Consider the following 23,445-nt stretch of genomic DNA (forward strand, 5'->3'; position numbering starts at 1 on the left):
CATGCAAAGCCTCCTGCCACTGAACCGCACGCCCCTGGAGCGGGCCCTGGAAGTGGCCGCCGACGAGGACCTGAAGGTCTCCCTGCGCGGCCTCTACAACCCCGACACCTGCCCGCCCCACTTGCTCTACCAACTTGCCTGGGCCTGGTCGGTAGACCGCTGGGACGACAACTGGAGCGACGCCATCAAGCGCTCGGTGATCCGCTCGGCGTTCTTCGTCCACGCCCACAAAGGCACCCTCGGCGCCCTCAGGCGGGTGGTCGAGCCGTTCGGCTACCTGATCGAGGTGATCGAGTGGTGGCGGGCCTCGCCTGCCGGGGTGCCGGGCACCTTCGCCCTGAAAGTGGGGGTGGAGGACAACGGCATCGACGAGCAGACCTACCAGGAACTGACCCGCCTGATCGACGACGCCAAGCCCGTCAGCCGCCACCTGATCGGGCTGGACATCAGCCTGGAAACCCGCATTCCCGCCTACCAGGCGGTCGCCTTGAACGATGGCGACCTGCTGGAGGTGTACCCCTGGGAAGCGTCGGACATCGACGTGCACCTGGGCGCATTCAACCTGGTGAACGACCACACCCTGGACATACTGGACATCTACCTCAATGGTTAACTCAACCACTCAATTCGGTGGGTTCCTGACCAATATCGGCATCGCCCAGCAGGCCAACAACGCCGCGCTGGGCCTGCCCTGGAACATCACCCACATGCTGATCGGCGATGCCGGCGGCGAACCCTCGCAAACCCCAGACCCCACGCCAAACCCGGCCCAGACCGCGCTGGTGCGCCAGGTCTACCGCGCCCAGCTCAACGCGATCTATCCCTCGCCAGCCGACCCTGCGGTGTTGGTGGCCGAACTGGTGCTGCCGCCGGAAATCGGCGGCTGGTGGATTCGCGAACTGGCGCTGGAAGACGGCAACGGCAACTTCATCGCCGTGGCCAAGCCTGCACCTAGCTACAAGCCTCTGCTGGCGCAAGGCTCGGGACGTACCCAGACCATTCGCATGCACGTGGTGTTCGGCAATGTCGCCAACGTCACGCTGAAGATCGACCCCAGCATCGTGCTCGCCACCCGCGACTATGTCGACAAGGCCCGCGAGGCGGCCGAGCTGTATGCACGCAACCAGCTCAAGGCGCACACCGATGCCGTGAACCCGCATCCGCAGTACCTGCGCCGTGCCGACGTGGCCAAAGATGCCGGGCTGCTGGCTTGGCTCGGCGATGCGGCAGGTACGGCCAATGCCTTGGTGCTGACCCTGAAGAACAGCGAAGCTGCACTGGCGGCCTATACGGCAGGGCAGCGCTTCCAGTTCAAGGCCACGGCTGGCAATACCGGCGCGGTGACTGCTCGTATCAACGGGCTGGCTGCGGTGGCAGTGAAGAAGGCGGGCGGCAATGGCCTGGAGGACCTGGTCAGCGGCGATATTCGCGTAGGCGGGCTGTATGACTTGAACTTCGATGGCACCTATTTCCAGCTCGGCGGAGGCGTGGGCGGCGGCAAGGCGTTCGAGCGATTCTCGTTCGAGGCTTCGGTGGGGCAGACGGTGTTTACCGTGCCGCACAGTGTGGGTAGCACCATCGTTATTCGTAACGGCCGTGAGGTCACCGACTACGTGGCCGATGGGCAGAAGATCACACTGGGGACGCCGTGTGCGCTGGGTGAGTCGATCGAGATTCTGACGTTCAGCGTGTTCCAGGTGAGCAACGGCTATACCAAGGCGGAAACTGACGCGCTGCTAAAGACCGCGTCTGCGTTGCCAGTGGGGACCATGTTGCCGTTTCCGAAAGGGACGGTGCCGGCTGGGTTCCTGGAGGTGGATGGAAGTGCGCAGAGTGCGGCGGTTTATCCGGATTTGGCGGCGTACCTAGGGTCGACTTTCAATAAAGGTGACGAGCCTTCCGGGTTCTTCAGGTTGCCGGATACGCGGGGAGAATTCCTACGTGGCTGGGATCATGGTCGTGGGATCGACGTTGGGCGAGCTGCGGGAAGCGGCCAGTTGGATGCACTCCAGAACTTCACCGGCATTATTGGTTTACGTGGCGGTTCCTCTGCTGCGCTAGGCGTGCTCGGCGGCGGTGCGGGGGTGTTTACAGCTGAATTTGGGACGTCAACGGGGGGTAACACGATCACCCGTGACAGTAATGCATCGGCACCGAGTGATGTGGTGCGTCTTGATGTATCTAAAGGCGCGCGTACTGCAGCTGAAACCAGGCCACGCAATATCGCAGTCATGTGGTGTATCAAAGCTTGGAATGCGCCGGTCAACCAAGGGCAGATCGACATCGCAGCGCTGGTTGCAGAACTCTCCAACTTGCGCGCCTCAATGCCCGTCGGTGCTGTCGTACCGTTCCCCAAGACCACTCCACCACCAGGCTATCTGGAACTCGACGGCAGCGTGCAAAGCATTGCTACCTATCCTGACCTGGCGGCCTACCTGGGGACCACCTACAACAAGGGTGATGAAGCTGCGGGCTTCTTCCGGTTGCCTGATACTCGTGGTGAGTTCCTGCGAGGCTGGGACCATGGACGCAATATTGATGTTGGTCGGGTCATGGGCTCCTGGCAGAAAGGTAGCATTGCTGCTATCGATATCGGGGCTCCCGCAGTGCAAGGTGTTGTATCCAATCTAGCTGACGTGAGCAGTTCTCTTACACGTACTGGCTATGACGCGGTGAATATCGACCTTTACGCGGGGACTTCTCTGGCCGGCGTCAATGCCGGTGCTATCACTCAGCTCCCTGCTGGGGCGGAATCTGCGAGCGGTATCATGCGTCCGCGCAACCTGGCCGTAATGTGGTGCATCAAGGCCTGGAATGCACCGGTCAACCAAGGAAACATAGATGTCAGTGCCCTGGCACTGCAGGTTTCATCGTTCGAGCAACGCCAGCGGAGTTTGGGTGATGGCCAGGCTTGGCAGAACGTAACGGCAAACCGAGTCTTTGGGACTATCTACACCAACACGACCGGCCGCTCGATTCAGGTTCAAGCGTCTATTCAGACCGGTGCAATTTCAGCCACGTGCGGTGGTGTGACGATAGTAGTAAATGCCTTCCACGCAGCATTTGTAGTGCCTGCCGGGGCCACTTATTCGGTCACTCCTTCATCCCCTACAAACTTCGTCTGGTCGGAGCTCCGTACATGAAGTATTTCCACAACCCAGTGAACGGCGAAGTTCACGCATATGAAACCGACGCACCTGCTCACTTTATTGCGGCAGGCTTGGTGCCCATGACCGATGTAGAAGTCGAACATTACATAAACAGCATCATGAAAAGCTCCGTTCTGCCTGCAGTCGCTGAACGCCAATGGCGTGATGCAGAGTTAGCGGCGTTGTGCTGGATTCGGGACCGCCATCGTGATCAGTTGGAGATCGGCGTGGCCACGACCCTGACTGCCGAGAAGTTCAGTGAACTGTTGGTATTCATGCAGTTGCTGCGTGACTGGCCTCAGTCCGAAGCTTTTCCCAACAAGTCGTCGCGGCCCGTGCAGCCGGAGTTTCTTGAGCAGATGAGGGCTGATCAATGAGTCGTGCAGATAGCTTAGCAATTAACGACAAGGCCGTTCAGGACTTTGTTCTGGAGGGCGAAATCAACGAGGCTGAGATTACTGCGGGCGCCGCGCAGGGCCGGAAATGGTTCAGCCTGCGACGGCTTCGTATGGGATTCACATCGAGCTTCGCTACAAATGGCTACTTAATACTGCCGACTTGGCTGGGAGGGCTTGTGTTGCAGTGGGGGACCTCTGCTGCGGTGGCCAGCGACCGCCGATTGACGGTGAGTTTCCCAATAGAGTTTCCCAGTTCGTGCTTGATCGCTTTGGCCAACTACAAAGCCAATACGACTATGGTGGATCACTGCCAGTCATACGGTGTGGCGAACTTTAGCAAGACCTCGTTCCAGATCGAAAACCAATGGGTGCTCGACGGCTCCATCGGCACGTTCGCTGGCGTTTGGTTCGCACTTGGACATTAAAGGAGGAGATGATGCAGCGTTTCTATAGTCCTTCCACCTGCTGTTCTTATCTTTCCTCCGTTCATGGATCGAACATGCCAGCAGACGTTGTAAAGATCGATGAGGATACCTATTGGAGGGTGATCGCAAGCCCGCCTGAGGGGAAAATCCGCGCGCACGACAATGCTGGGCAGCCTTTGTTGATTGATGCACCTGCGCCTGACCTGGCTGTGCTGGAGCGATCATGGCGTGATGGTGAGTTACGGTCCGTAACTTGGCTCCGTGACCGCCATCGCGACCAGCTGGACGCAGGTACCCCAACCACCCTCAACCCCGAGCTCTTCGCCGAACTCCTGGCCTACCTACAAGCCCTACGCGACTGGCCCCAGTCCGAGACCTTCCCCGACCCCACCCAGCGCCCCACAGCGCCGGAGTGGATCACCGAACACAACCAATAACGCCCCGCACCGCCGGGGCGTTTTCTTTCCCGCTGTACACCTAGGCCCCGCAACCCTGCGGGGCCTTTTCATCTCTGGAGAAATTCATGGCTGGATTCTTTCACGGCGTTACCGTAACCAACGTCGACACCGGCGCGCGCACCATCGCGCTGCCGTCTTCCTCGATCATCGGCCTGGTCGATACCTTCACCCCCGGCGCCGAGGTCTCGGCCAAGGCCAATGACCTGGTGCTGATCACCAGCGAACGCGAGGCAGTAGCCGCCTTCGGCGCCGACGCCGCGATCACCAAGGCTTGTCGCGCCGTCTTCACCCGTGCCCGTGCGGTCATCGTCGCTTGCGGCGTGGCCAAGGTCGAACAGGCCTCCGAGCAAGCCGCCGCGATCATCGGCAGCGTGCTGGCCGACGGCAAGCGCACCGGCCTGCAAGCGCTGCTCGACGGCAAGAGCCGCTTCAACGCCCAGCCACGCCTGCTGGTCGCTCCCAAGCACAGCGCCACCCAGGCAGTCGGCACCGCGCTGGTGGCGCTGGCCGACAAGCTGCGTGGCATCGCCATCATCGACGGCCCTAACACCACCGACGAAGCAGCTATCGCCTACGCCGAGAACTTCGGCGCCAAACGTGCCTTCCTGGTCGATCCGGGTGTGCGCTACTTCGACACCGATGAAGCCGACACCGTCGATGCCCCAGGCTCGGCCTGGGTCGCTGGCCTGTTCGCCTACACCGACCGCGAGTACGGCTTCTGGGCCTCGCCGTCGAACAAAGAGTTCGTCGGCATCACCGGCACCGGCCGCCCGGTCGAGTTCCTCGATGGCGATGAAACCTGCCGCGCCAACCTGCTGAACAACGCCAACATCGCCACCATCATCCGCGACGACGGCTTCCGCCTGTGGGGCAACCGTACCCTGTCGAGCGACCCGAAATGGGCCTTCGTCACCCGCGTGCGCACCATGGACATCGTCATGGACGCGATCCTCTACGGCCACAAGTGGGCCGTCGACCGCGCTATCACTGCCACCTACGTCAAGGACGTCACCGAAGGCCTGCAAGCCTTCATGCGCGACCTGAAGAACCAGGGCGCAGTCATCAACTTCGAGGTGTTCGCCGACCCGGAACTGAACACCGCCAGCCAGCTCGAGCAGGGCAAGGTGTACTGGAACATCCGCTTCACCGACGTGCCGCCTGCCGAAAACCCCAACTTCCGCGTCGAAGTCACCAACCAGTGGCTGACCGAAGTCCTCGATTCCGCCGCCTAAGGAGCGCATTTACATGGCAATGATTCCCGAAACCCTGGCCAACCTGAACCTGTTCGTCGACGGTGTGAGCTTCCAGGGCGATGTACCCAGCCTGACCCTGCCCAAGCTCACCCTGAAAATGGAAGAGCACCGCCCCGGCGGCATGGACATGCCGGTCGAAATCGACCAAGGCATGGAGAAACAGGAAGCCGCCTTCACCACCACCGGCGTGCGCCGCGAGGCCCTGAAGTTCTTCGGCCTGGCCGACGGCAGCGCCTTCAACGGCACCTTCCGCGGCGCCTTCAAGGGCCTGAAAGGCAAGATCACCCCGGTCATCGTCACCCTGCGCGGCAGCCTGAAGGAAGTCGACATGGGCGACTGGAAATCCGGCGACAAGGCCGAGGTCAAGCACAGCGTCGCGCTCACCTACTACAAGCTGGAAGTCGATGGCCGCGAGGTCTACGAGATCGATGCCCTGGGCATGAAGCGGGTGATCGATGGCGTCGACCAACTGGCCGCTCAGCGCGCTGCGCTCGGCTTGTAAGGGGGCGACCATGGCTCAAGCCAAGCAGCAACCCAAGTGGCTGGCCGTGGAGGCCGACCGTATCACCGTGCGCCTGTCGCGCCCAAGCGAAGCCAACGGCGTGCAGGTCGACAGCCTGTCGCTGCGCAGCCCCACCGTACGGGATATCCGCAATGCCCAGACCGGCGGTGGTGACGACGAGCAGCGCGAGCTGAACCTCTTCGCCTCCCTGGCCGAAGTGGGCGTGAAGGACCTCGAAGGGCTGGCGCTGAAGGACTACAGCCGCCTGCAAGCGGGCTACTTTCGCCTGGTGCAGGACGACGAACTTTGACCCAGCCCGACAGCACGCCGCCGCCCGGCGGCTAGCCAAGGAGCTGAATTTTTCCGCGAGCGAAATCATGGGCATGTCGTACAGCGACATGCTCTGGTGGCTTGCGTAGAAACAAGGAGGAATCAATGGCGAATAAGCCAGCGTTGGCACCGGCTACCGGTGCCGCCGTCAACTGGCCTCCAAACCCACTGGGTTCATCGGTTCTCTTGGGGGAGCCTCGCGTGAAGGCGAGCCCCCTCAAGCAGGTGATTGGCGATACCCAGCGTTTTCGCAGAGAGCAGCAGGCGGCACAGGCTGAGCGCCTGACCCAGGGCAAGGCTTGGCTGTCGATGGAGCGACAGTTGATCGACAGAGCCAAGGAGCAGGGGAGTGCGCTCGAAGGGTTGGAAAACCGCTATGCGCAGCTCATCTCCTCGGCGCGTGAACTGCTTGGCGCGGCCATGCAGCTGGGCACCCGGTTACGTGCGTTTGCAGGGCCGGTAAACGTGTCCGCATCCGCGCCATCTGCACCCAAGGCGCCCGTCGCCGGCACGCCGCCGCAAACGGCGAGCGAGCAGGGCGGCAAGGTTGCCGAGCGGCCGGGCGACATCATCGGCAAGGCGGTGGTGGACATCGGCAAGAGCCTGGCGATATTCGGGGCTGTGGTGGGGGGCGCGGTCATCGCCAAGCGTGTGCCTGGCGTGCTGACCCAGGGCCTGGCCAAGGTGCGTGGGGAGCATGGCAGTGTCGGAGCGGCGGTATCGGCGCGTGTCCGGCAAGTGCCCGCTGTGGTGGGCGAGAAATGGAACGCTGCCCGCCAGTGGCTGGGAGGCCCCAGCAACGGGGGCGTGTTGCAGCGTATCAAGGAAGCGCCCGGCAGGACGCTGGGTGCCTTGGCGCAGGTGAGGGCGCAGCCTGGCGGTATTGGTGGCGCGATCATGCAGCGCGTGCGCGAGACCCCGGGGGCCGTGGGTAATAGCGTCAAGGGTGCAGGCCAGTGGTTGGGTGAGCGCGCCGGTGCCGCTGGCCGCTCAGTGTTTGGTGCGGCGAAGACCTTGACGGGCTGGGGGGCGAATGCCCCGACCGGCTCTTTTGGGGCGCTAGCGACTGGCGCAGCCAAATCGGCAATGAGCAAAATGTCGTTTCTCGATGCGGGCCTCAAGGCGGCCTACACGTACCAGACGGCAACCACGGCCCAAGAGAAGGGCGAAGGCTACGGTGCGGCGGTCGGCGGGCTGACCGGCTCGGTCATCGGATCGGTGATCGGGGCTGCGGTCCTGCCGGTCATTGGCGCACCGATAGGTGGGCTAATCGGCAACTTCATCGGTGACAAGCTCGGTGGTGCGTTAGGTAAGGCATGGTTCAGCGATGGCCAGAAGGCCAAGGAAAGCCCACCCGCCGCAGTACCTGCAATCATCGACAAATTACCGATCAAGCAAGCCTCCGTCGAGCCCGTCTGGAAAGGCCCTGGGGACGTCGTCGCCAGTATGCGTGAGACCGAACGTAGCGCTCCGGCCCAACGAATGGAGCAAGTATCTACAGTTTCCACGACGATGCCGCCCGCGCCGATCAACCAGCAATTCACCTTCACCGCCAACACGCCTGTCACGTTCACCAACAGCCTCGACGACCCCATGTTCCAGCAGCGCCTCGAGGCTATCGCCCGAAGCCAGCTGAACGAACTGATGCGCCAGGCTCGCGACGTGCAGGTATTCGACCAACCCCACGTGGCCTAGAGGAGAACCCATGACTTACCTGGAGCAGCTGCAAGCCGCGCTGCATACCTTGGTCAAGGCGGGCGAAGCAGGGCAGCGGCGTGCCGACGCCATGCTCGACCCGCTGGACGACGCAGTCCGCCACATGGGCGATGCGGCGGGCGAACTGTCGGCCCTGCCGCTGATTGGCCCGCTCATCGCCCCACGCCTGCAACGCACCATGCGCGCTATTTCGAGGGCTCAGGAGCAGGTGCAGAAAGTGGCGGCCAAGTACGATCAGGCCGTCGCTGTGGTACGCCAGGTGCGCGAACGCATCGACGCCTTCGCAGGTCACGCCGCCAAAGCCCGTACGGCTATCGAACGGGCCGTCGGTGCGGTGCGCAAGACTGTCGATGGCGTGCTCGAAACACTGGGTTTTGCGCCCAACACCACGCCACCGACGCAAGCGATCAAACCGTTTCCCCACCTGTTGGTGCTGCAACCGCTCAAGCCGAACGCCAACCCTTATTACTTCAACCTCGACACCGCCGCCTTCGACCAACTGCGTAGGCAAACGCGCTTTCGCTGGGCCGGGCAGGAGCGCCTGGGCCGCGAAAGTGCACAACAAGCCGTGGGCCTGGGTGAGGAAAGCATCAGCATTCGCGGTGCGATTTTCCCCTCGTTCAAAGGCGGCCTCGGCCAATTGCAGACACTGCGCAGTATCGGCAGGCAACTGCTGCCACTGAGCCTCACCACCGGCTACGGCGAAGTGCTCGGCACCTGGTGCCTGACCAGCATCGAAGAAGAGCAGGCTCACTTGCTGGCCGGCGGTATCCCACGCAAACAAGGTTTCTCACTGGAGTTCAGCCGCTATGGCGAAGACCTGCGTAACGTCTGAAGGCGACGTGCTCGACACGCTTTGCCAGCACTACTACGGCCACCTCGACGGCACTGTCGAGAGGGTGCTGGCGATCAACCAAGGGCTAGCAGACGAAGCACAGCCGTTTCGCGCTGGGGTGAGGATCGTGCTGCCGGCGCTGCCCCTGGTAGCGACCAGCAGCGTGCAACTCTGGGACTGAGCCCTCACACGGAGCCCTCAACCATGCAACCTGTGTTCAATATCAAGGCCGATGGCAAGGACATCACCACCTTGATCAACGACCGCCTGCTACTGATGCGCACCACCGACAAGCCCGGCATGGAGTCGGACGAGTTCGAGCTGCGCATCGACGCCCGCGACGGCGCCCTGGCGCTACCGGCGCGTGGCGCGGTGCTGGAGGTGCACCTGGGCTACGCCGGCCAGCCGCAGACCTTGCTGGGCCGTTATACGGTCGATGAGGTCGAGCTGTCCGGCCCGCCGGATACCCTGGTGGTGCGCGGCAAGGCCAGCGACATGCGCGGTACCGGCAAGAGCATCCGCAGCGGTAGCTGGGAAGCGGTGCCGTTGCAACGCATCGTCGCCGAAATTGCCGCGCGCAACGGCTGGCAGGCGGTCTGCCCGGTGGCCACGAACGTGCCGCGGGTGGACCAGTACAGCGAGTCGGACTTCAACTTCATCACCCGGCTGGCCCGCCAGTACGACTGCACTGCCAAACTCGCCAATGGCCAGTTGCTGGTGCTGCCGCGTCAAGGCGGGCAAAGCGCCAGCGGCCAGCCGCTGGGGGTGGTGACGGTTACGCGGCAGGAGGTCAGCCAGTGGCAGTTCCGCCTGGCTGACAAGACCACCCACAAGGCGGTGCGTACCCGCCACCAGGACACCGCCAGCGGCAAGCTGGTGGAGGTCGAGCTGGGCAACGCCGATGCGCCTGACGGCCTGCAACCGGTGCACACCGACCGCCACCTGTACCCCAACCGCGCCGCCGCCGAGCAAGCCGCCCGGGCACGCCTGGCCAGCTTCAACCGCGCCACCGCACATGTGCGCCTGGATTTAACCGGACGTACCGACCTGTTCGCCGAGCGCAGCCTGGAGGCCAAAGGGTTTCTCGATGGGCTCGATGGCACCTACCTGATCGAGTCGGTCGAGCAGGTGTTCACCCAGTCCGGTTGGCGAACCACCGTGCAGTGCAGCGGGGGGAGGGCGGGTAAGGCCAAAGCCAAGGGCAGTGCGCCACGTCAGGGTGGGGGTAGCAAGGCCTAGCGCGTGTCAGTTTGCGTACTCGGACACCCCATGACCTCACACAAGGAGGTGACGATGCTCACCGAGCAACAACTGTTGCAGATCCTTCCCAACGCCCGCGCTGTCGCGGGCGTTTTTCTTCCTGCCTTGAACACCGCAATGCCGTGCTGGGACATCGACACCCCGAAACGCGTGGCGGCGTTCCTGGCCCAGGTCGGCCACGAGTCCGGCCAACTGCGCTACGTCAAGGAACTGGGCAGCGACCGCTACTTGGCACGCTATGACACCGGCACCTTGGCCCTGCGCTTGGGCAACACGCCTCAGGCCGATGGCGATGGCCAACGCTACTGCGGCCGCGGCCTGATCCAGGTCACTGGCTACAACAACTACCAGGCGTGCAGCCGCGCGCTGTTCGGCGACGAGCGCCTGCTGGCGCAGCCGCAACTGCTCGAACAGCCGCGCTGGGCCTGCGAGTCGGCGGCATGGTTCTGGCAGTCGCGCGGGCTCAATGCCCTGGCCGACCGTGGCGAGTTCAACCGTATCACCCGGCATATCAACGGCGGCCTAAATGGTTTGGACGACCGCCTCAAGCTTTGGGCCCGGGCCCGGGAGGTGCTGTGCTGAGCCGCTTGCAACTGGGGGTGTACGCAATGCTCATGGTGCTGTCCTCAGCGCTGGCCTGGCAGGTCCAGGCTTGGCGCTACGAACGGCAGTTGGCTGAGTCGGACGCACTTCAGGCGCAACAACGAACGGCGCAAGCCGAAGCGCTCAATGACCAGCTGCTAGCCGAGCACGGGCGGCGCCAGGCCCTCGAGCAGCGCCTGCACGACAGTGAAACCCGATATTTCCAGGAGCTTACCGATGCGCAACACACTCAGGCTCGCCTGCGTGACCGTCTGGCTACTGCTGATTTGCGGCTGTCAGTCCTGGTCGAGCGCGACGCCTCCTGCTCCACAGTGCCTGCCACCCCCGGCACCCGCGGCGTGGATCATGGCCCCGTACGCGCCCGACTTGACCCGGCGCATGCTCGACGAATTGTCGCCATCACCGACGACGGCGACCGAGGATTGATCGCGCTGCGCGCCTGTCAGGCCTATGTGCGCGCGCTGCGACCCTGAGGGTGGTAGGGTAGTGGGCTGTCCTGCCAAGGAGCCCCGCCATGGACCCGATCACCGTTCTTTCCACCCGCCTGGGCGAACACCTGCGACGCTTCAACGCTCAGGTGAGCACCGCCGAGTCCTGCACCGGCGGCGGCATCGCTGAGGCCATTACCCGTATTCCCGGCAGTTCGGCCTGGTTCGAGGCCGGCTACGTCACCTATTCGAACAGCCAGAAAACCCGTCAGTTGGGCGTGCCGCAGACGCTGTTCGCCGAGGTCGGCGCGGTCAGCCAGGAAGTGGTCGAGGCCATGGTGCGCGGTGCCCAGGCCGCCAGCGGTGCGCGCTTTGCCGTAGCGGTCAGCGGCGTGGCCGGCCCCGATGGTGGTTCGCCTGCCAAACCAGTGGGCACCGTGTGGCTGGCCTGGGCCGATGGCAGCCACGTCAGCAGCGAGCGGCGGCACTTTGACGGCGACCGCGAAGCGGTGCGTCGACAGACGGTAATCGCCGCGTTAGACGGCTTGTTACAGCTTGGTGCCGAGTAAATCGCTCGACGGGGGTTGCGGAATCTTTTCCCTGTGGAATAATACTGGCTACTTATACAGTTGTTCTGCCCATCAGGGCCAAGTCGATCACGTGAGGATTTCAATGGACGACAACAAGAAGCGCGCCTTGGCTGCGGCCCTGGGTCAGATCGAACGTCAATTCGGCAAAGGCGCGGTCATGCGCATGGGCGACCATGAGCGCCAGGCTATTCCAGCCATCTCCACCGGCTCCCTGGGCCTGGACATCGCCCTGGGCATTGGCGGCCTGCCGAAAGGTCGTATCGTCGAAATCTACGGTCCGGAATCCTCGGGTAAAACCACATTGACCCTGTCGGTCATCGCCGAAGCCCAGAAGAATGGCGCCACCTGCGCCTTCGTCGACGCCGAGCACGCCCTCGACCCTGAGTACGCCGGCAAGCTGGGTGTCAACGTCGACGACCTGCTGGTGTCCCAGCCGGACACCGGCGAGCAGGCCCTGGAAATCACCGACATGCTGGTGCGCTCCAACGCGGTCGACGTGATCATCGTCGACTCCGTGGCGGCCCTGGTGCCCAAGGCCGAGATCGAAGGCGAGATGGGCGACATGCACGTGGGCCTGCAAGCCCGCCTGATGTCCCAGGCGCTGCGCAAGATCACCGGCAACATCAAGAACGCCAACTGCCTGGTCATCTTCATCAACCAGATCCGTATGAAGATCGGCGTGATGTTCGGCAGCCCGGAAACCACCACCGGTGGTAACGCCCTGAAGTTCTACGCCTCGGTACGTCTGGACATTCGCCGTACCGGCGCGGTCAAGGAAGGCGACGAGGTGGTCGGTAGCGAAACCCGCGTGAAGATCGTCAAGAACAAGGTCGCTCCGCCGTTCCGCCAGGCCGAGTTCCAAATCCTCTACGGCAAGGGCATCTATCGCAACGGCGAGATCATCGACCTGGGGGTTTCCCAGGGCCTGGTCGAAAAATCCGGTGCCTGGTACAGCTACCAAGGCAACAAGATCGGTCAGGGCAAGGCGAACGCCGCCAAGTACCTGCAAGAGAACCCTGCAATCGGCGGCGAAATCGAGAAGCAGATTCGCGAGAAACTGCTGAATGCTGGTGCCGTTGCCGCTGCTGGCAAGACCGCTGCTGCAGAGGCTGGTGCCGACGATCTGGCTGACGCTGACGCCGGTTATTGATCGGCCCCATGTCCGTCGTACTCGACACCCCCGTCGCCGTCCGGCGGACAGCCATGGACCTGCTCGCACGACGCGAGCACGGTCGTGTCGAGCTGACGCGCAAACTGCGTCAGCGCGGCGCTTCGGATGAGCTGATCGAGCAAGCCCTCGATCGGCTGACCGAAGACGGTCTGCTCAGCGAAGCGCGTTACCTCGAGAGCTTCATAAACCATCGTTCCAATGCCGGCTACGGCCCCGCGCGTATTCGCGAGGAACTAGGCCAGCGTGGTTTGAACCGGGGTGATATCGACCAGGCCCTACGCGAGTGTGGCATCGATTGGTCGGCCCGTTTACAGGATGTCTGGCAGCGCAAGTTTGCTGGCCTGCGGCCGCAAGACCCCCGCAGCCGCGCGCAACAAACCCGCTTCCTGGCCTACCGTGGCTACCCCATGGACATGATTGGTCGCCTGCTCAGCGGGCGGAGCCTGGACGATTGACGGCCTGCATGGCTGACCTTGCCTTCTGTGCGGGTCAGCCATGCAGGCCGTTTTCGTTTCAGCTGGCTTTCAGGGCGTCTCGAGCCCGCTGGGTGGTGTGCATGGGCTGGGGCTTGGCCCAGTTCTCCGGCAGGTTGATGAAGTCCACCAGTTCGCGCAGGCGCCCCTGGTCGCGCCCCGTGAACGCGAAGGTCAGCCGGGTCAGGTGGCTGAAGTTGCCCACCTCGTGTTCGAAGCCGCTGTCGGCGGCCTGGTGGTACTTGCCGCTCAGGCGCAGGTCGGCGAAGCCTTCCTGTATATCCAGCAATGCCGCCTCGCTGAGTGGGTGATGCATGCGGATCGAAAACTGGTTCTTCAGCCAGCGGCTGGAGTGGTAGTTGCGGTAGAACTGCTTGATTTCCTCCACCGCGTCCTCGGCGCTGTGCACCAGGCTTACCAGTTTCAGGTCGGTGGGCAGGATGTAGCGGTTCTCTTCCAGTTGACGGGTGATGAAGCCCAGGGCATCGCTCCAGAAGCTGCCGCCGGGAGAGTCCAGCAGCACCACCGGTACCAATGGGCTCTTGCCGGTCTGGATCAAGGTCAATACTTCCAGCGCCTCATCGAGGGTGCCGAAGCCTCCAGGGCAGAGCACCAGGGCATCGGCCTCCTTGACGAAGAACAGCTTGCGAATGAAGAAGAAATGGAACGGCAGCAGCCGGTCGGTGCCGTCCACCGTGGCATTGGCGTGCTGCTCGAAGGGCAGGGTGATGTTGAATCCCAGGCTGTGCTCGCTGCCGGCGCCTTCGTGGGCAGCAGCCATGATGCCGCCACCGGCTCCGGTGATGACCATCAGTTCGGAGCGTGCCAGGCTGGCCCCCAGCTCCCGGGCCAAGGCATACATCGGGTGTTCCTGGGGTGTGCGGGCCGAGCCGAATACCGTGACCTTGCGCCTGCCCCGGTAGCGCGCCAGGGTGCGGAAGGCGTGGTCCAGCTCGCGCAGGGCCTGCAGGGTGATCTTGGCGCTCCAGCGGTCGGCATCGTCGTGGGCCATGCGCAGGACGGTCAGTAGCATGTCGCGGTACAGCGGCAGGTTGGGGCTGTCAGGGGCGACCAGTTGCAACTGGTCGTCAAGCTTGCTCAGGTCGATACCGTGGTCCCTGAAATGATTGAACAGGCGTTCATTCGGTAGGTAAGGCATTCAACGTCTCCTTCTGCAGCAAAACCTCTGACCGGGCCGATGGTGTGTCCCGGCCGCGACACTGCGTGCGTCGCTGGCTGCTGTGGCTCGAGTGTGCATCCCGAGCATTGCAGTAGGCCTTCAAGGCCATGATGCAGTGGTGGGGGTCCATCTCGTGGTCATTATTGTTCTGCACCAGGCCACGCTTTTCCGGCAGCCGTTTTCACTTGCCGGAAAAGCGTGGCCTGTTCGCTATCAATCTAGACCTTGGGACGGTTTCGTGCCGGGATCAAGCCACCACAGCCGCCTGTCGGATGGGATCCAATCTTTGTGAGGCTTTGATTAACTGACAACAGACAGGGGCGCGATACCGCGAGGTAGACCTATGCACCGGCTGGTCATCGAGGTGGATGCCAAGTTGTATCGGCAGCTTGCATATGCCGCGCAAGCCAACCAGGTAAGCCTGGAGGATGAATGTTTGCGCAGGCTGCAAGGGCAAGTGCTGCATTCGCGTTACATGCAGGCGCTGCTGGCGGAATTGCGCGCCGATGAGGAGCAGCGGCGCGCCACAGAGGGTGACCGGGTGGTGTGACTTACTTCTTCTTGCTGCCGGCGGTGCAGCTGGCGGCGTCGAAAGCCTGGTCCATGACCGGTTGGTTGGTCTTGTAGATGGTGAAGCGATAGACCAGCACGGCGCCCTTGGACAGCAACTGACGGTAACCGTTATTACGGCAGACGCTGTCACCCAGCTGGCTGCGGACCAGCGAAGGGTTTTGCAGCATCCGTTGGGCATGGTCTTCACGCACGCTCAGGTGGTTGACCAGCGCCTTGCCTTTCTCGACCGTGTAGCCCTGGTCGAGGATGTCTTCGTTGACCGCGCGCGGGGTGCCGACGCTGCTTTCCTTGGCGACCTTTTCCAGCATCTGGTTCAGCTCATAGTCCTGCTTGGAAGCCGCCTGGGCTGCCAAGGGCAGGGCGAGCAGCAGGCTCAGGGTCGGGGCGATGAAACGCAGCATGAATCTCTCCTGGTTCGATAACTGGCGCTTTGACCTGCGCCGGCGGGCGGCGTTCCGTGGTGCGCTGCCGGGCCGCCAAAGCAGTCGAGTATAAGGGACCGGCAGGCTGGGCTGCACGGCAAAAGACACGCGGGCTCTGGTAGACTGGCGGCTGGTTTTTCGTCGAGTCGCCGTTGTGTCGATCCCCACCTTGTCCCAAGGCCTGCCGTCATGAGCCATGCGGTAGCGCGCCTGCGTGCCGAGCGCCTGGCCCGCAGCAATAAACCTTTCATCGCCCGTGGCTCACGTGCCGAGCGTTGCCCGGATTGCCGGGTGATTGCCACGCACTGCCTGTGCGCCTGGAAACCGCGGGTCGATGCAGACTCGGGGGTGTGCCTGGTAATGCACGACACCGAGCCACTGAAGCCTACCAATACCGGTTGGCTGATCGCTGACCTGGTGGCGGACACCTGGGCCTTCGGCTGGCAACGCACCGAGGTCGACCCCCGTTTGCTGGCGTTGCTCGAGCAGCCTCAGTGGCAGCCTTATATCGTCTTCCCAGGGGAGTTCGTTGCCGAGCAAAGGGTGGTCAGCGAAGTGGTGCGCGAGCCCGGTAAGCGCCCATTGTTCATCCTGCTCGATGCCACCTGGACCGAAGCGCGCAAGATGTTCCGCAAGAGCCCCTACCTGGACCGCTTCCCGGTACTCAGCCTGCAAGCCGAGCAGATGTCCCGCTACCGGTTGCGCCGCTCCAAGCGTGACGACCACTTCTGCACCGCCGAGGTGGCTGCCATGTGCCTGGACCTGGCTGGCGATGCGCGTGCCTCCCAGGCGCTCGATGCCTACCTGGATGTGTTCAGCCTGCATTACCTGAGCGGCAAGCGTCGCCTGCCGCTGGATGCCCAGGATGAAACGCATCAGCGTTTGCATACCTTCCTATAGTCCAAGGGGCAGGCGCGGCGGATTGGTTCATACTGTCGAAGCTGACAGCCAGGGTGGGCGAGCTTGGTGGCAATTGGCTTGACCACCTGTACCGCGCTCGGCATCCTTGGCGCCGCTTCGGCCGCGACGATACTGCCGTACCCAGGTTGCTCGCCGTGCCTTGAGTGCCCGCCAGGCGCTCACCTACCTCCCATGCGCCTGGCTCAAGAACAGGACCCCTGGATCGATGGCCACATACGAAATCCTGATTGCCGATGACCACCCGCTGTTCCGTAGTGCGCTGCGCCAAGCCGTGACTCTGGGCCTGGGCCCGCAGGTGCGGTTGGTGGAGGTGGCGAGCATCGCCGAGCTGGAAACCCGTCTGACCGAGAAGGCCGATTGGGACTTGGTGCTGCTCGACCTGAACATGCCGGGTGCCTACGGTTTTTCCGGCCTGGTCCTGTTGCGCGGCCAGTACCCGCAGATTCCCGTGGTGATGGTTTCGGCCCAGGAAGAGGCGGCCGTGGTGGTCAAGTCCCGCGAGTTTGGGGCCAGCGGTTTCATTCCCAAGTCCAGCCCGCTGGAAACCATCCAGGATGCCGTGAAGAAAGTGCTCGATGGCGAAGTCTGGTGGCCGCCACAGGCATTCGACAAGGTCGATGTGTCGGCCGAGGCCAAGGCCGCCAGCGAAGGCCTGGCCAGCTTGACGCCCCAGCAGTTCCGGGTGCTGACCATGGTCTGCGAAGGTTTGCTGAACAAGCAGATCGCCTATGAGCTGAGCGTTTCCGAAGCCACCATCAAGGCCCATGTCACGGCGATCTTCCGCAAACTGGGCGTTCGCACGCGTACCCAGGCCGCGTTGCTGCTGCAACAGTTGGAGTCGGTTGCTGGCGCTTAAGTGGCTGCTGCTTCACGCTTTTTTGACCCCGGCTGGGTTAGCCTGCCGGTCTTTCATCGATGAAATACACGCACATGTCGCCATTCAAAGGCCAGACGGGCCTCAAACGTATCCTCAATGCCGCTGGCTATTCGCTGGACGGCCTGCGCGCCGCCTTCAAGGGCGAGGCTGCGTTTCGCCAACTGGTGCTGCTCAATGTGGTGTTGATTCCCATCGCGTTCTGGCTGCCGGTCACCCGGGCCGAACGGGCGATCCTGATCGTGGTGTGCCTGCTGGGGCTGATCGTCGAGTTGCTCAACTCGGCAGTCGAGGCCGCCATCGACCGCATTTCGCTGGATCGCCACCCCCTGTCGAAGAACGCCAAGGACATGGGCAGCGCCGCGCAACTGGTGGCGATGGCCATGGTGGCGCTGGTGTGGGGCGTGATTCTTATCTAGGGTCTGTCTGAAATGTGTCTGCGCGAAGGCCAGACAAGGCGAAACGGGGCGAGGAAGCGGAGTGTACTGGAGTACATGAGCATTCTGAGCCCCGTTTCAACGCAGTCTGGGCGAGTGCAGATACATTTCAGACAGACCCTAGGCAATCGTCGGTAGGACGATCTCGTCACTGCGCCGCACCCCGGCGGTAAAGCTGCGGCACAGTTCGAGAAACTCGCGCATGGCCGAGGTCTGGTACTTCTGCTTGTGCCAGATGAAGTAGAACTGGCGCAGCAGGTCCAGCTCTGGCGTTTCCACCGGCACCAGGCTGCCGCGGCGGAAGGCATCGCGCAAAGCCAGGCGGGAAATGCAGCCGATGCCCAGGCCCGACTCGACGGCACGCTTGATCGCCTCGGTGTGTTCGAGCTCCAGGCGGATGTTCAGGTGGGCACGGTGATGGCGCATGGCCTGGTCGAAGGTCAGGCGCGTGCCGGAGCCTTGCTCACGCAGAATCCACGCCTCGTGTGCCAGCGCCTCGATGCTGGCATGGCCGACTTTGGCCAAAGGGTGTTGGGGCGCGCAGAACACCACCAGTTCGTCCTCGACCCATTGCTGCACCTCCAGGTCCGGGTGGTTGCAGTCGCCCTCGATCAGACCCAGGTCAATTTCGTAATGCGCCACTTGTTGCACAATATGCGCAGTGTTCTGCACATGCAGCTTCACCTGGCTTTCCGGGTGCACCTGCATGAAGCTGCCGATCAGCAGCGTGGCCAGGTAGTTGCCGATGGTCAATGTGGCGCCGACTGCGAGCGAGCCGAAGCCGGACTTGCCATTGAGCAGGTCTTCGATTTCCTTGGCTTGGTCGAGCAGTGCCACTGCCTGGGGCAGCAGCTGGTGGCCCAGCGCATTGAGGCTCAGGCGTTTGCCGGCGCGGTCGAATAGCTGGCAGCTGGATTGGCGCTCCAACTCAGTGATGGAAGTACTGGCCGCCGACTGCGAAAGAGCCAGCACGTTGGCGGCCCGGGAGACGCTTTGATGCTGGGCAACGGCGACGAATACCTGGAGCTGGCGGAGTGTGAATCGCATATCTATATAACCGATAAGACATATCTTGATAATTCAGTTAACAGATATTCTCGCTGCCCCTAAACTATCGCGCAACTGCGCGTTTTGCGCGCTGCGTTTTTCTTCAGGAGCCCCCTAGATGAGCAACATGAACCACGAACGTGTCCTCAGTGTGCATCACTGGAATGACACCCTGTTCAGCTTCAAGTGCACCCGTGACCCGGGCCTGCGCTTCGAGAACGGTCAGTTCGTGATGATCGGCCTGCAGCAGGAAAGCGGCCGCCCGCTCATGCGCGCCTATTCCATCGCGTCGCCGAACTGGGAAGAGCACCTGGAGTTCTTCAGCATCAAGGTGCCCGATGGCCCGCTGACTTCGCAGTTGCAGCACCTGAAGGAAGGCGACGAGATCATCATCAGCAAGAAGCCCACCGGCACGCTGGTACTCGACGACCTGAACCCCGGCAAGCACCTGTACCTGCTGAGCACCGGCACTGGCCTGGCGCCGTTCATGAGCGTCATCCAGGACCCTGAAACCTACGAGCGTTTCGAGAAGGTGATCCTGGTTCACGGTGTGCGCTACGTCAACGAAGTGGCCTACCGCGAGTTCATCACCGAGCACCTGCCGCAGAACGAGTTCTTCGGTGAGGCCGTGCGCGACAAGCTGATCTACTACCCGACCGTGACCCGCGAGCCGTTCGAGAACCAGGGCCGTCTGACCGACCTGATGCGCAGCGGCAAGCTGTTCAGCGACATCGGCCTGCCACCGATCAACCCGCAGGACGACCGCGCGATGATCTGCGGCAGCCCAAGCATGCTCGACGAAACCAGCGAAGTGCTCGACAGCTTCGGCCTGAAGATTTCCGCACGCATGCGTGAGCCGGGCGATTACCTGATCGAGCGTGCGTTCGTCGAGAAGTAAGGCGTACGCAATAAAAAAAAACGCAGGCTTGGCCTGCGTTTTTTATTGCCTGTACATCACTCAGGCATCACTTCCAGCACCCGAATCACCTCCGGCGTTGGGTAATGCCAGCGCACCTGCACATCCCAGAACTTCACCCCATATACCCGCTCCGGCGGCGGCACCTGGTAGGCCGGGCGAGGGTCCTGGGCCAGACACTGCTCGATCAGTTCCACCAGCGGCTCGCCCAGGCGCTGCGCATGCCCATGGGCCTGGGGCAAAGCGGTATCGCTCCACCGCACCTCAATCGGCGCGGGCGCCTCGCTGGCCATTGCATTGCTCGCCTGCGTGATGCTGTCGGCGTAGGGCACGTAGGGCTTGATATCCAGCACCGGCGTGCCATCGAGCAAGTCGATGCCCGATAACAGCAACCGACCAGGCTCCACGCCCTCCAGGCGCACCACCGACTGGCCGATGCCATTGGGGCGGTGGGTGGCGCGGGTGGCGAACACGCCCATGCTCTTGTTGCCGCCCAGCCTTGGTGGGCGCACCTTCAGGCGAGGCTTGTCTTCCAGGGCCTGGTGGAACAGGAACAGCAACCAGACGTGGCTGACTTGCTCCAGCCCCTCGACCGCATCGCCCTGGTCGAACGGCGGCAGCAGCTCGAGGGTGCCGCGTGCTGCCGGGGCCAGCTGTGGCTGGCGCGGAATGGCGAACTTTTCCTTGAAGCAGGAGCGCACGATACCGACCGGCGAGACGCTATGCTGCATGGCCTTCAGCCGCGCACGCGCAGGGTCAGGCCCTTGAGGAAGTTGCGCAGCAACTGGTCGCCACAGGGGCGGTAGTTGTCGTGGCCGACCTTGCGAAACAGTGCGCTGAGCTCTGGCTTGGACACCGGGAAGTTGACCGCCTTGAGAATCGTGTGCAGGTCGTCTTCCTTGAGCTCGAAGGCCACCCGCAATTTCTTGAGGATGGTGTTGTTGGTCACTGGCAGTTCTACTGGCTGCGCTGGGCGGCTGTCGTCCTTGCCGCGGCGATGAATCACCAGGCCATCGAGAAAGTGCGCCATCACCCGCTCGGGGCAGCGCACGAAACCGGGCTCTTCCTCTTTCTTGAGGTAGGTGGCGAGCACTACCGGGTTCACGTCCAGACCCGTCAGCCCAATGATCTCGGTCATCTTGGCGTCGTTGACCTTGAGCATGTAGCGCAGGCTGCGCAGTACATCATTGTGGTTCATGTTGAAGCCGATCCTGTTCAAGTGCCGCATTCGGCGGCGCTGGTAATGCTAGAAACGTTCGCTGCTGGCCACGTAGCGCCACTGCCCCAAGGGTAGCTTGCCCATCGGCACGCCGCCCAGGCGGATGCGGCGCAGGCCCTGCACGCTGAGGCCGACACTGGCGCACAGCTGGGCGATCTGGCCGGGTTGGGGGTTCTTCAGGGCCACGCGCAGGTGGCTTTCGCTCTGCCAGCTGGCCTTGGCCTTCGGCAGTTCGTGGCCTTTGTAGGTCACGCCACGGGCCAGGCGCTCCAGGGCCGATGCCTTGGCTTCGCCGCTGACCTGGACGATATATTCCTGTTCCAGGCGGCGGATCTCGCTGTCGATCTTGCGGGTCACTCGCCAATCCTGGGTAAACAGCTGCAGGCCGCTGGCACCGGCCTCCAGGGGGGCTACGCAGGCTTGGCGGGCGAAGTGCCCGTGCAGAGGGCGTACGCCTTCGCGGTGGGCCTCGCTGAGGCTGGCCAGGGTCATGCTTGCGCGTGCGGTTTCGGCGTCCAGCCCGGCTGGCTGGTTGAGCAACAGGGTGACCGGCTCGAGGGTTTCGGCGCGGGCGCCGGGCAGCAATTCGATGCGTTGCTCTTGCACTTTGAACTGCGGCTGCTCGACCACGATGCCATCGACCGTGACCCAACCGCCCTCGATGTACAGTTCAGCCTCCCGACGGGAACAGCCAAGCTGTTCGATAAGACGTTTGGACAGGCGCACAGGTTCTGACATGGACAGTGGTTCACGCAAAGAAGGAAAGCGCTCATTGTACCTCTCCGGGCGTCAGTCAGCCCGGGAATCTGCGCCGTTATTGCGCACCAGCCTCAAGTGCAGTAACGGGTAGGGCTGGCCAAGGCCGTCGGTGGCCGAGCGGCCAGTGACCTCGAAGCCCTCGTGCAGGTAGAAGCCCAGCGCCTTGGGGTTCTGTTCGTTGACGTCCAGGCGTTCGGCGTTGAGCTCGTCGATGGCGTAGTGCAGCAGGTGCTTGCCCACGCCCTGGCCGTGGTATTGCGGGGTGACGAAGAGCATGTCCACGCGCCCGTTGGATACCCCGGCAAAGCCCAGGATGCGCCGCGTACGATCGCGGCAACACACCAGCATCACGGCGTCCAGGTAGCGGCGCAGCACGTGTTCGCGCAGCAGCACGATGTAGGCGTCGGGGAGAAAGTCATGGGTGGCGCGCACGGCGTCCTCCCAGACCTGCACCAGTTCCGGGTAGTCGTGAACGTGCGGGGTGTGCAACGTCATGGGTGATGGCATGGCGGGGCGATTCCATGGCCCTGCAGTGGGCCTTTCCTCACACCATAGATGCAAAAACGAACCCCGCCAGTAGGCGGGGCTCAGGGTCGACGGGTAGCGGCCTCAGATAGGCTCGGCCCACATGTCGTACTCGTCGGCATCGACGATGCGGCAACGTACCTTGTCGCCCGGCTTGAAGCCGTGGTCACCGTCGATGAACACGCTGCCGTCGATTTCCGGGGCATCGAAGAAGCTGCGGCCGACCGAACCCTGTTCCTCGACTTCGTCGATCAGCACTTCGATTTCCTTGCCGATGCGCTGTTGCAGGCGCGCGGCGCTGATCGCTTGCTGGTGGGCCATGAAGCGGTCCCAGCGGTCTTGCTTGATGTCGTCCGGCACTTCGTCCAGGCCCAGGTCGTTGGCCGGGGCGCCTTCGACCGGCGAGTACTGGAAGCAGCCGACGCGGTCGAGCTGGGCTTCGGTCAGCCAGTCCAGCAGGTACTGGAAGTCTTCCTCGGTCTCGCCGGGGAAGCCGACGATGAAGGTGGAGCGGATCACCAGCTCAGGGCACTGCTCGCGCCAGCTCTTGATACGCGCCAGGGTGCGGTCTTCGAAGGCCGGGCGCTTCATCGACTTGAGCACTTTGGGGCTGGCGTGCTGGAAGGGGATGTCCAGGTACGGCAGGATCTTGCCGGCGGCCATCAGCGGGATCACGTCGTCGACGTTCGGGTACGGGTACACGTAGTGCAGGCGCACCCACGCGCCCAGACTGCTCAGGGCCTCGCACAGCTCGAGCATGCGGGTCTTGACCGGGCGGCCGTTCCAGAAGTCGGTCTTGTACTTCACGTCCACGCCGTAGGCGCTGGTGTCCTGGGAGATCACCAGGATCTCCTTGACGCCGGCCTTGACCAGACGCTCGGCCTCACTCAGCACCCGACGAAGTTCCAGTTCGTCCGCTTCGTTATCCATCACCGCGGACAGCGATTCCTGCAAAGCTTCACGACTCATGGCGGTTTCCTC

30 protein-coding genes are annotated in these 23,445 nt (G+C 63.0%); 22 read left to right on the plus strand and 8 right to left on the minus strand.

The window, feature by feature from the left end:
• The first annotated feature begins 1 nt into the window (after window position 1).
• From ACQKPE_RS14030 to recX, 17 genes are all read left to right on the plus strand, one after another.
• The gene (locus ACQKPE_RS14030; protein ID WP_427666700.1) at window positions 2–613 is read left to right on the plus strand and encodes a phage tail protein I; all 612 of its coding nucleotides are present in this window, start codon (window positions 2–4) and stop codon (window positions 611–613) included.
• Window positions 606–3,143: a phage tail protein gene (locus ACQKPE_RS14035; RefSeq protein WP_427666702.1), complete on the plus strand. Its 2,538-nt coding sequence runs from the start codon at window positions 606–608 to the stop codon at window positions 3,141–3,143. The genes ACQKPE_RS14030 and ACQKPE_RS14035 overlap by 8 nt, the downstream gene beginning before the upstream one ends.
• Window positions 3,140–3,526, plus strand: coding sequence for a phage tail assembly chaperone (locus ACQKPE_RS14040; RefSeq protein ID WP_427666704.1), 387 nt, complete (start codon window positions 3,140–3,142; stop codon window positions 3,524–3,526). The genes ACQKPE_RS14035 and ACQKPE_RS14040 overlap by 4 nt, the downstream gene beginning before the upstream one ends.
• Complete coding sequence (locus ACQKPE_RS14045; protein ID WP_427666706.1) at window positions 3,523–3,972, plus strand: gp53-like domain-containing protein; 450 nt, start codon at window positions 3,523–3,525, stop codon at window positions 3,970–3,972. Before ACQKPE_RS14040 ends, ACQKPE_RS14045 begins: the two co-directional genes overlap by 4 nt.
• A gap of 11 nt (window positions 3,973–3,983) precedes the next feature.
• Complete coding sequence (locus tag ACQKPE_RS14050; RefSeq protein ID WP_427666708.1) at window positions 3,984–4,409, plus strand: phage tail assembly chaperone; 426 nt, start codon at window positions 3,984–3,986, stop codon at window positions 4,407–4,409.
• An 86-nt stretch (window positions 4,410–4,495) separates the two neighbouring features.
• Window positions 4,496–5,662, plus strand: a complete 1,167-nt coding sequence (locus tag ACQKPE_RS14055) for a phage tail sheath subtilisin-like domain-containing protein (RefSeq protein WP_427666709.1) — start codon at window positions 4,496–4,498, stop codon at window positions 5,660–5,662.
• A 13-nt stretch (window positions 5,663–5,675) separates the two neighbouring features.
• A complete protein-coding gene (locus ACQKPE_RS14060) occupies window positions 5,676–6,185 on the plus strand; it encodes a phage major tail tube protein (protein WP_427666711.1) in 510 nt (169 codons plus the stop codon).
• A 10-nt stretch (window positions 6,186–6,195) separates the two neighbouring features.
• Window positions 6,196–6,495: a phage tail assembly protein gene (locus tag ACQKPE_RS14065; RefSeq protein WP_427666713.1), complete on the plus strand. Its 300-nt coding sequence runs from the start codon at window positions 6,196–6,198 to the stop codon at window positions 6,493–6,495.
• A gap of 221 nt (window positions 6,496–6,716) precedes the next feature.
• Complete coding sequence (locus tag ACQKPE_RS14070; RefSeq protein ID WP_427666715.1) at window positions 6,717–8,210, plus strand: hypothetical protein; 1,494 nt, start codon at window positions 6,717–6,719, stop codon at window positions 8,208–8,210.
• Window positions 8,211–8,220: 10 nt separating this feature from the next.
• Window positions 8,221–9,066, plus strand: a complete 846-nt coding sequence (locus ACQKPE_RS14075; protein WP_427666717.1) for a phage tail protein — start codon at window positions 8,221–8,223, stop codon at window positions 9,064–9,066.
• Complete coding sequence (locus ACQKPE_RS14080) at window positions 9,041–9,247, plus strand: tail protein X (protein ID WP_427666719.1); 207 nt, start codon at window positions 9,041–9,043, stop codon at window positions 9,245–9,247. Before ACQKPE_RS14075 ends, ACQKPE_RS14080 begins: the two co-directional genes overlap by 26 nt.
• A 23-nt stretch (window positions 9,248–9,270) precedes the next feature.
• Entirely contained in the window at window positions 9,271–10,305 is a 1,035-nt protein-coding gene (locus ACQKPE_RS14085; protein ID WP_427666721.1) for a phage late control D family protein, read from the plus strand.
• A 54-nt stretch (window positions 10,306–10,359) separates the two neighbouring features.
• Window positions 10,360–10,908: a glycoside hydrolase family 19 protein gene (locus tag ACQKPE_RS14090; protein ID WP_427666753.1), complete on the plus strand. Its 549-nt coding sequence runs from the start codon at window positions 10,360–10,362 to the stop codon at window positions 10,906–10,908.
• A gap of 26 nt (window positions 10,909–10,934) precedes the next feature.
• Window positions 10,935–11,402, plus strand: a complete 468-nt coding sequence (locus ACQKPE_RS14095; protein WP_427666723.1) for a lysis protein — start codon at window positions 10,935–10,937, stop codon at window positions 11,400–11,402.
• A 41-nt stretch (window positions 11,403–11,443) separates the two neighbouring features.
• Window positions 11,444–11,926, plus strand: a complete 483-nt coding sequence (locus ACQKPE_RS14100) for a CinA family protein (RefSeq protein ID WP_427666725.1) — start codon at window positions 11,444–11,446, stop codon at window positions 11,924–11,926.
• Window positions 11,927–12,029: 103 nt separating this feature from the next.
• Window positions 12,030–13,097: a recombinase RecA gene (gene recA, locus ACQKPE_RS14105; protein WP_427666726.1), complete on the plus strand. Its 1,068-nt coding sequence runs from the start codon at window positions 12,030–12,032 to the stop codon at window positions 13,095–13,097.
• 8 nt (window positions 13,098–13,105) lie between these two features.
• Window positions 13,106–13,573, plus strand: coding sequence for a recombination regulator RecX (gene recX, locus ACQKPE_RS14110; protein ID WP_427666728.1), 468 nt, complete (start codon window positions 13,106–13,108; stop codon window positions 13,571–13,573).
• 58 nt (window positions 13,574–13,631) lie between these two features.
• On the opposite strand, the gene ACQKPE_RS14115 is transcribed toward recX, so the two are convergent.
• Window positions 13,632–14,750, minus strand: coding sequence for an LOG family protein (locus tag ACQKPE_RS14115; RefSeq protein WP_427666730.1), 1,119 nt, complete (start codon window positions 14,748–14,750; stop codon window positions 13,632–13,634).
• A 364-nt stretch (window positions 14,751–15,114) separates the two neighbouring features.
• On the opposite strand from ACQKPE_RS14115, the gene ACQKPE_RS14120 reads away from it, so the two are divergent.
• Window positions 15,115–15,321 carry a hypothetical protein gene (locus tag ACQKPE_RS14120; protein WP_427666731.1) on the plus strand — a complete coding sequence of 69 codons (207 nt, stop codon included), beginning with the start codon at window positions 15,115–15,117 and terminating at the stop codon, window positions 15,319–15,321.
• 1 nt (window position 15,322) lies between these two features.
• Here the strand turns inward: ACQKPE_RS14120 and ACQKPE_RS14125 are convergent, their stop codons facing one another.
• The gene (locus tag ACQKPE_RS14125) at window positions 15,323–15,745 is read right to left on the minus strand and encodes a quorum-sensing-regulated virulence factor family protein (RefSeq protein ID WP_427666732.1); all 423 of its coding nucleotides are present in this window, start codon (window positions 15,743–15,745) and stop codon (window positions 15,323–15,325) included.
• Between the two features lie 210 nt (window positions 15,746–15,955).
• Between ACQKPE_RS14125 and ACQKPE_RS14130 the strand changes: the two genes are divergently transcribed.
• From ACQKPE_RS14130 to ACQKPE_RS14140, 3 genes are all read left to right on the plus strand, one after another.
• A complete protein-coding gene (locus tag ACQKPE_RS14130) occupies window positions 15,956–16,666 on the plus strand; it encodes a tRNA-uridine aminocarboxypropyltransferase (protein WP_427666734.1) in 711 nt (236 codons plus the stop codon).
• Window positions 16,667–16,892: 226 nt separating this feature from the next.
• Window positions 16,893–17,543 carry a response regulator transcription factor ErdR gene (gene erdR, locus ACQKPE_RS14135; protein ID WP_427666735.1) on the plus strand — a complete coding sequence of 217 codons (651 nt, stop codon included), beginning with the start codon at window positions 16,893–16,895 and terminating at the stop codon, window positions 17,541–17,543.
• Between the two features lie 74 nt (window positions 17,544–17,617).
• A complete protein-coding gene (locus ACQKPE_RS14140; protein ID WP_427666737.1) occupies window positions 17,618–17,980 on the plus strand; it encodes a diacylglycerol kinase in 363 nt (120 codons plus the stop codon).
• Window positions 17,981–18,118: 138 nt separating this feature from the next.
• Here ACQKPE_RS14140 and ACQKPE_RS14145 read toward each other — a convergent pair whose 3' ends face one another.
• Window positions 18,119–19,045, minus strand: coding sequence for a LysR family transcriptional regulator (locus ACQKPE_RS14145; RefSeq protein ID WP_427666739.1), 927 nt, complete (start codon window positions 19,043–19,045; stop codon window positions 18,119–18,121).
• 118 nt (window positions 19,046–19,163) lie between these two features.
• Between ACQKPE_RS14145 and fpr the strand changes: the two genes are divergently transcribed.
• A complete protein-coding gene (gene fpr / locus ACQKPE_RS14150; RefSeq protein WP_323452883.1) occupies window positions 19,164–19,943 on the plus strand; it encodes a ferredoxin-NADP reductase in 780 nt (259 codons plus the stop codon).
• 56 nt (window positions 19,944–19,999) lie between these two features.
• Here the strand turns inward: fpr and tsaA are convergent, their stop codons facing one another.
• From tsaA to ACQKPE_RS14175, 5 genes are all read right to left on the minus strand, one after another.
• Complete coding sequence (gene tsaA / locus ACQKPE_RS14155) at window positions 20,000–20,692, minus strand: tRNA (N6-threonylcarbamoyladenosine(37)-N6)-methyltransferase TrmO (protein WP_427666741.1); 693 nt, start codon at window positions 20,690–20,692, stop codon at window positions 20,000–20,002.
• 5 nt (window positions 20,693–20,697) lie between these two features.
• Window positions 20,698–21,159 (minus strand): DUF1456 family protein, encoded by a 462-nt coding sequence (locus ACQKPE_RS14160; protein ID WP_427666743.1) that lies wholly within the window; start codon window positions 21,157–21,159, stop codon window positions 20,698–20,700.
• A 48-nt stretch (window positions 21,160–21,207) separates the two neighbouring features.
• Window positions 21,208–21,918 carry an rRNA pseudouridine synthase gene (locus ACQKPE_RS14165; protein WP_427666745.1) on the minus strand — a complete coding sequence of 237 codons (711 nt, stop codon included), beginning with the start codon at window positions 21,916–21,918 and terminating at the stop codon, window positions 21,208–21,210.
• A gap of 51 nt (window positions 21,919–21,969) precedes the next feature.
• On the minus strand, window positions 21,970–22,446 hold the full coding sequence (locus ACQKPE_RS14170) for a GNAT family N-acetyltransferase (RefSeq protein WP_427666747.1): 477 nt from the start codon (window positions 22,444–22,446) through the stop codon (window positions 21,970–21,972).
• 102 nt (window positions 22,447–22,548) lie between these two features.
• Window positions 22,549–23,394 carry a radical SAM protein gene (locus tag ACQKPE_RS14175; RefSeq protein ID WP_427666755.1) on the minus strand — a complete coding sequence of 282 codons (846 nt, stop codon included), beginning with the start codon at window positions 23,392–23,394 and terminating at the stop codon, window positions 22,549–22,551.
• Window positions 23,395–23,445 lie beyond the last annotated feature (51 nt).

Origin of the sequence: Pseudomonas sp. NPDC089554 (genome assembly GCF_050280645.1) — a bacterium.
Classification (GTDB): Bacteria; Pseudomonadota; Gammaproteobacteria; order Pseudomonadales; family Pseudomonadaceae; genus Aquipseudomonas.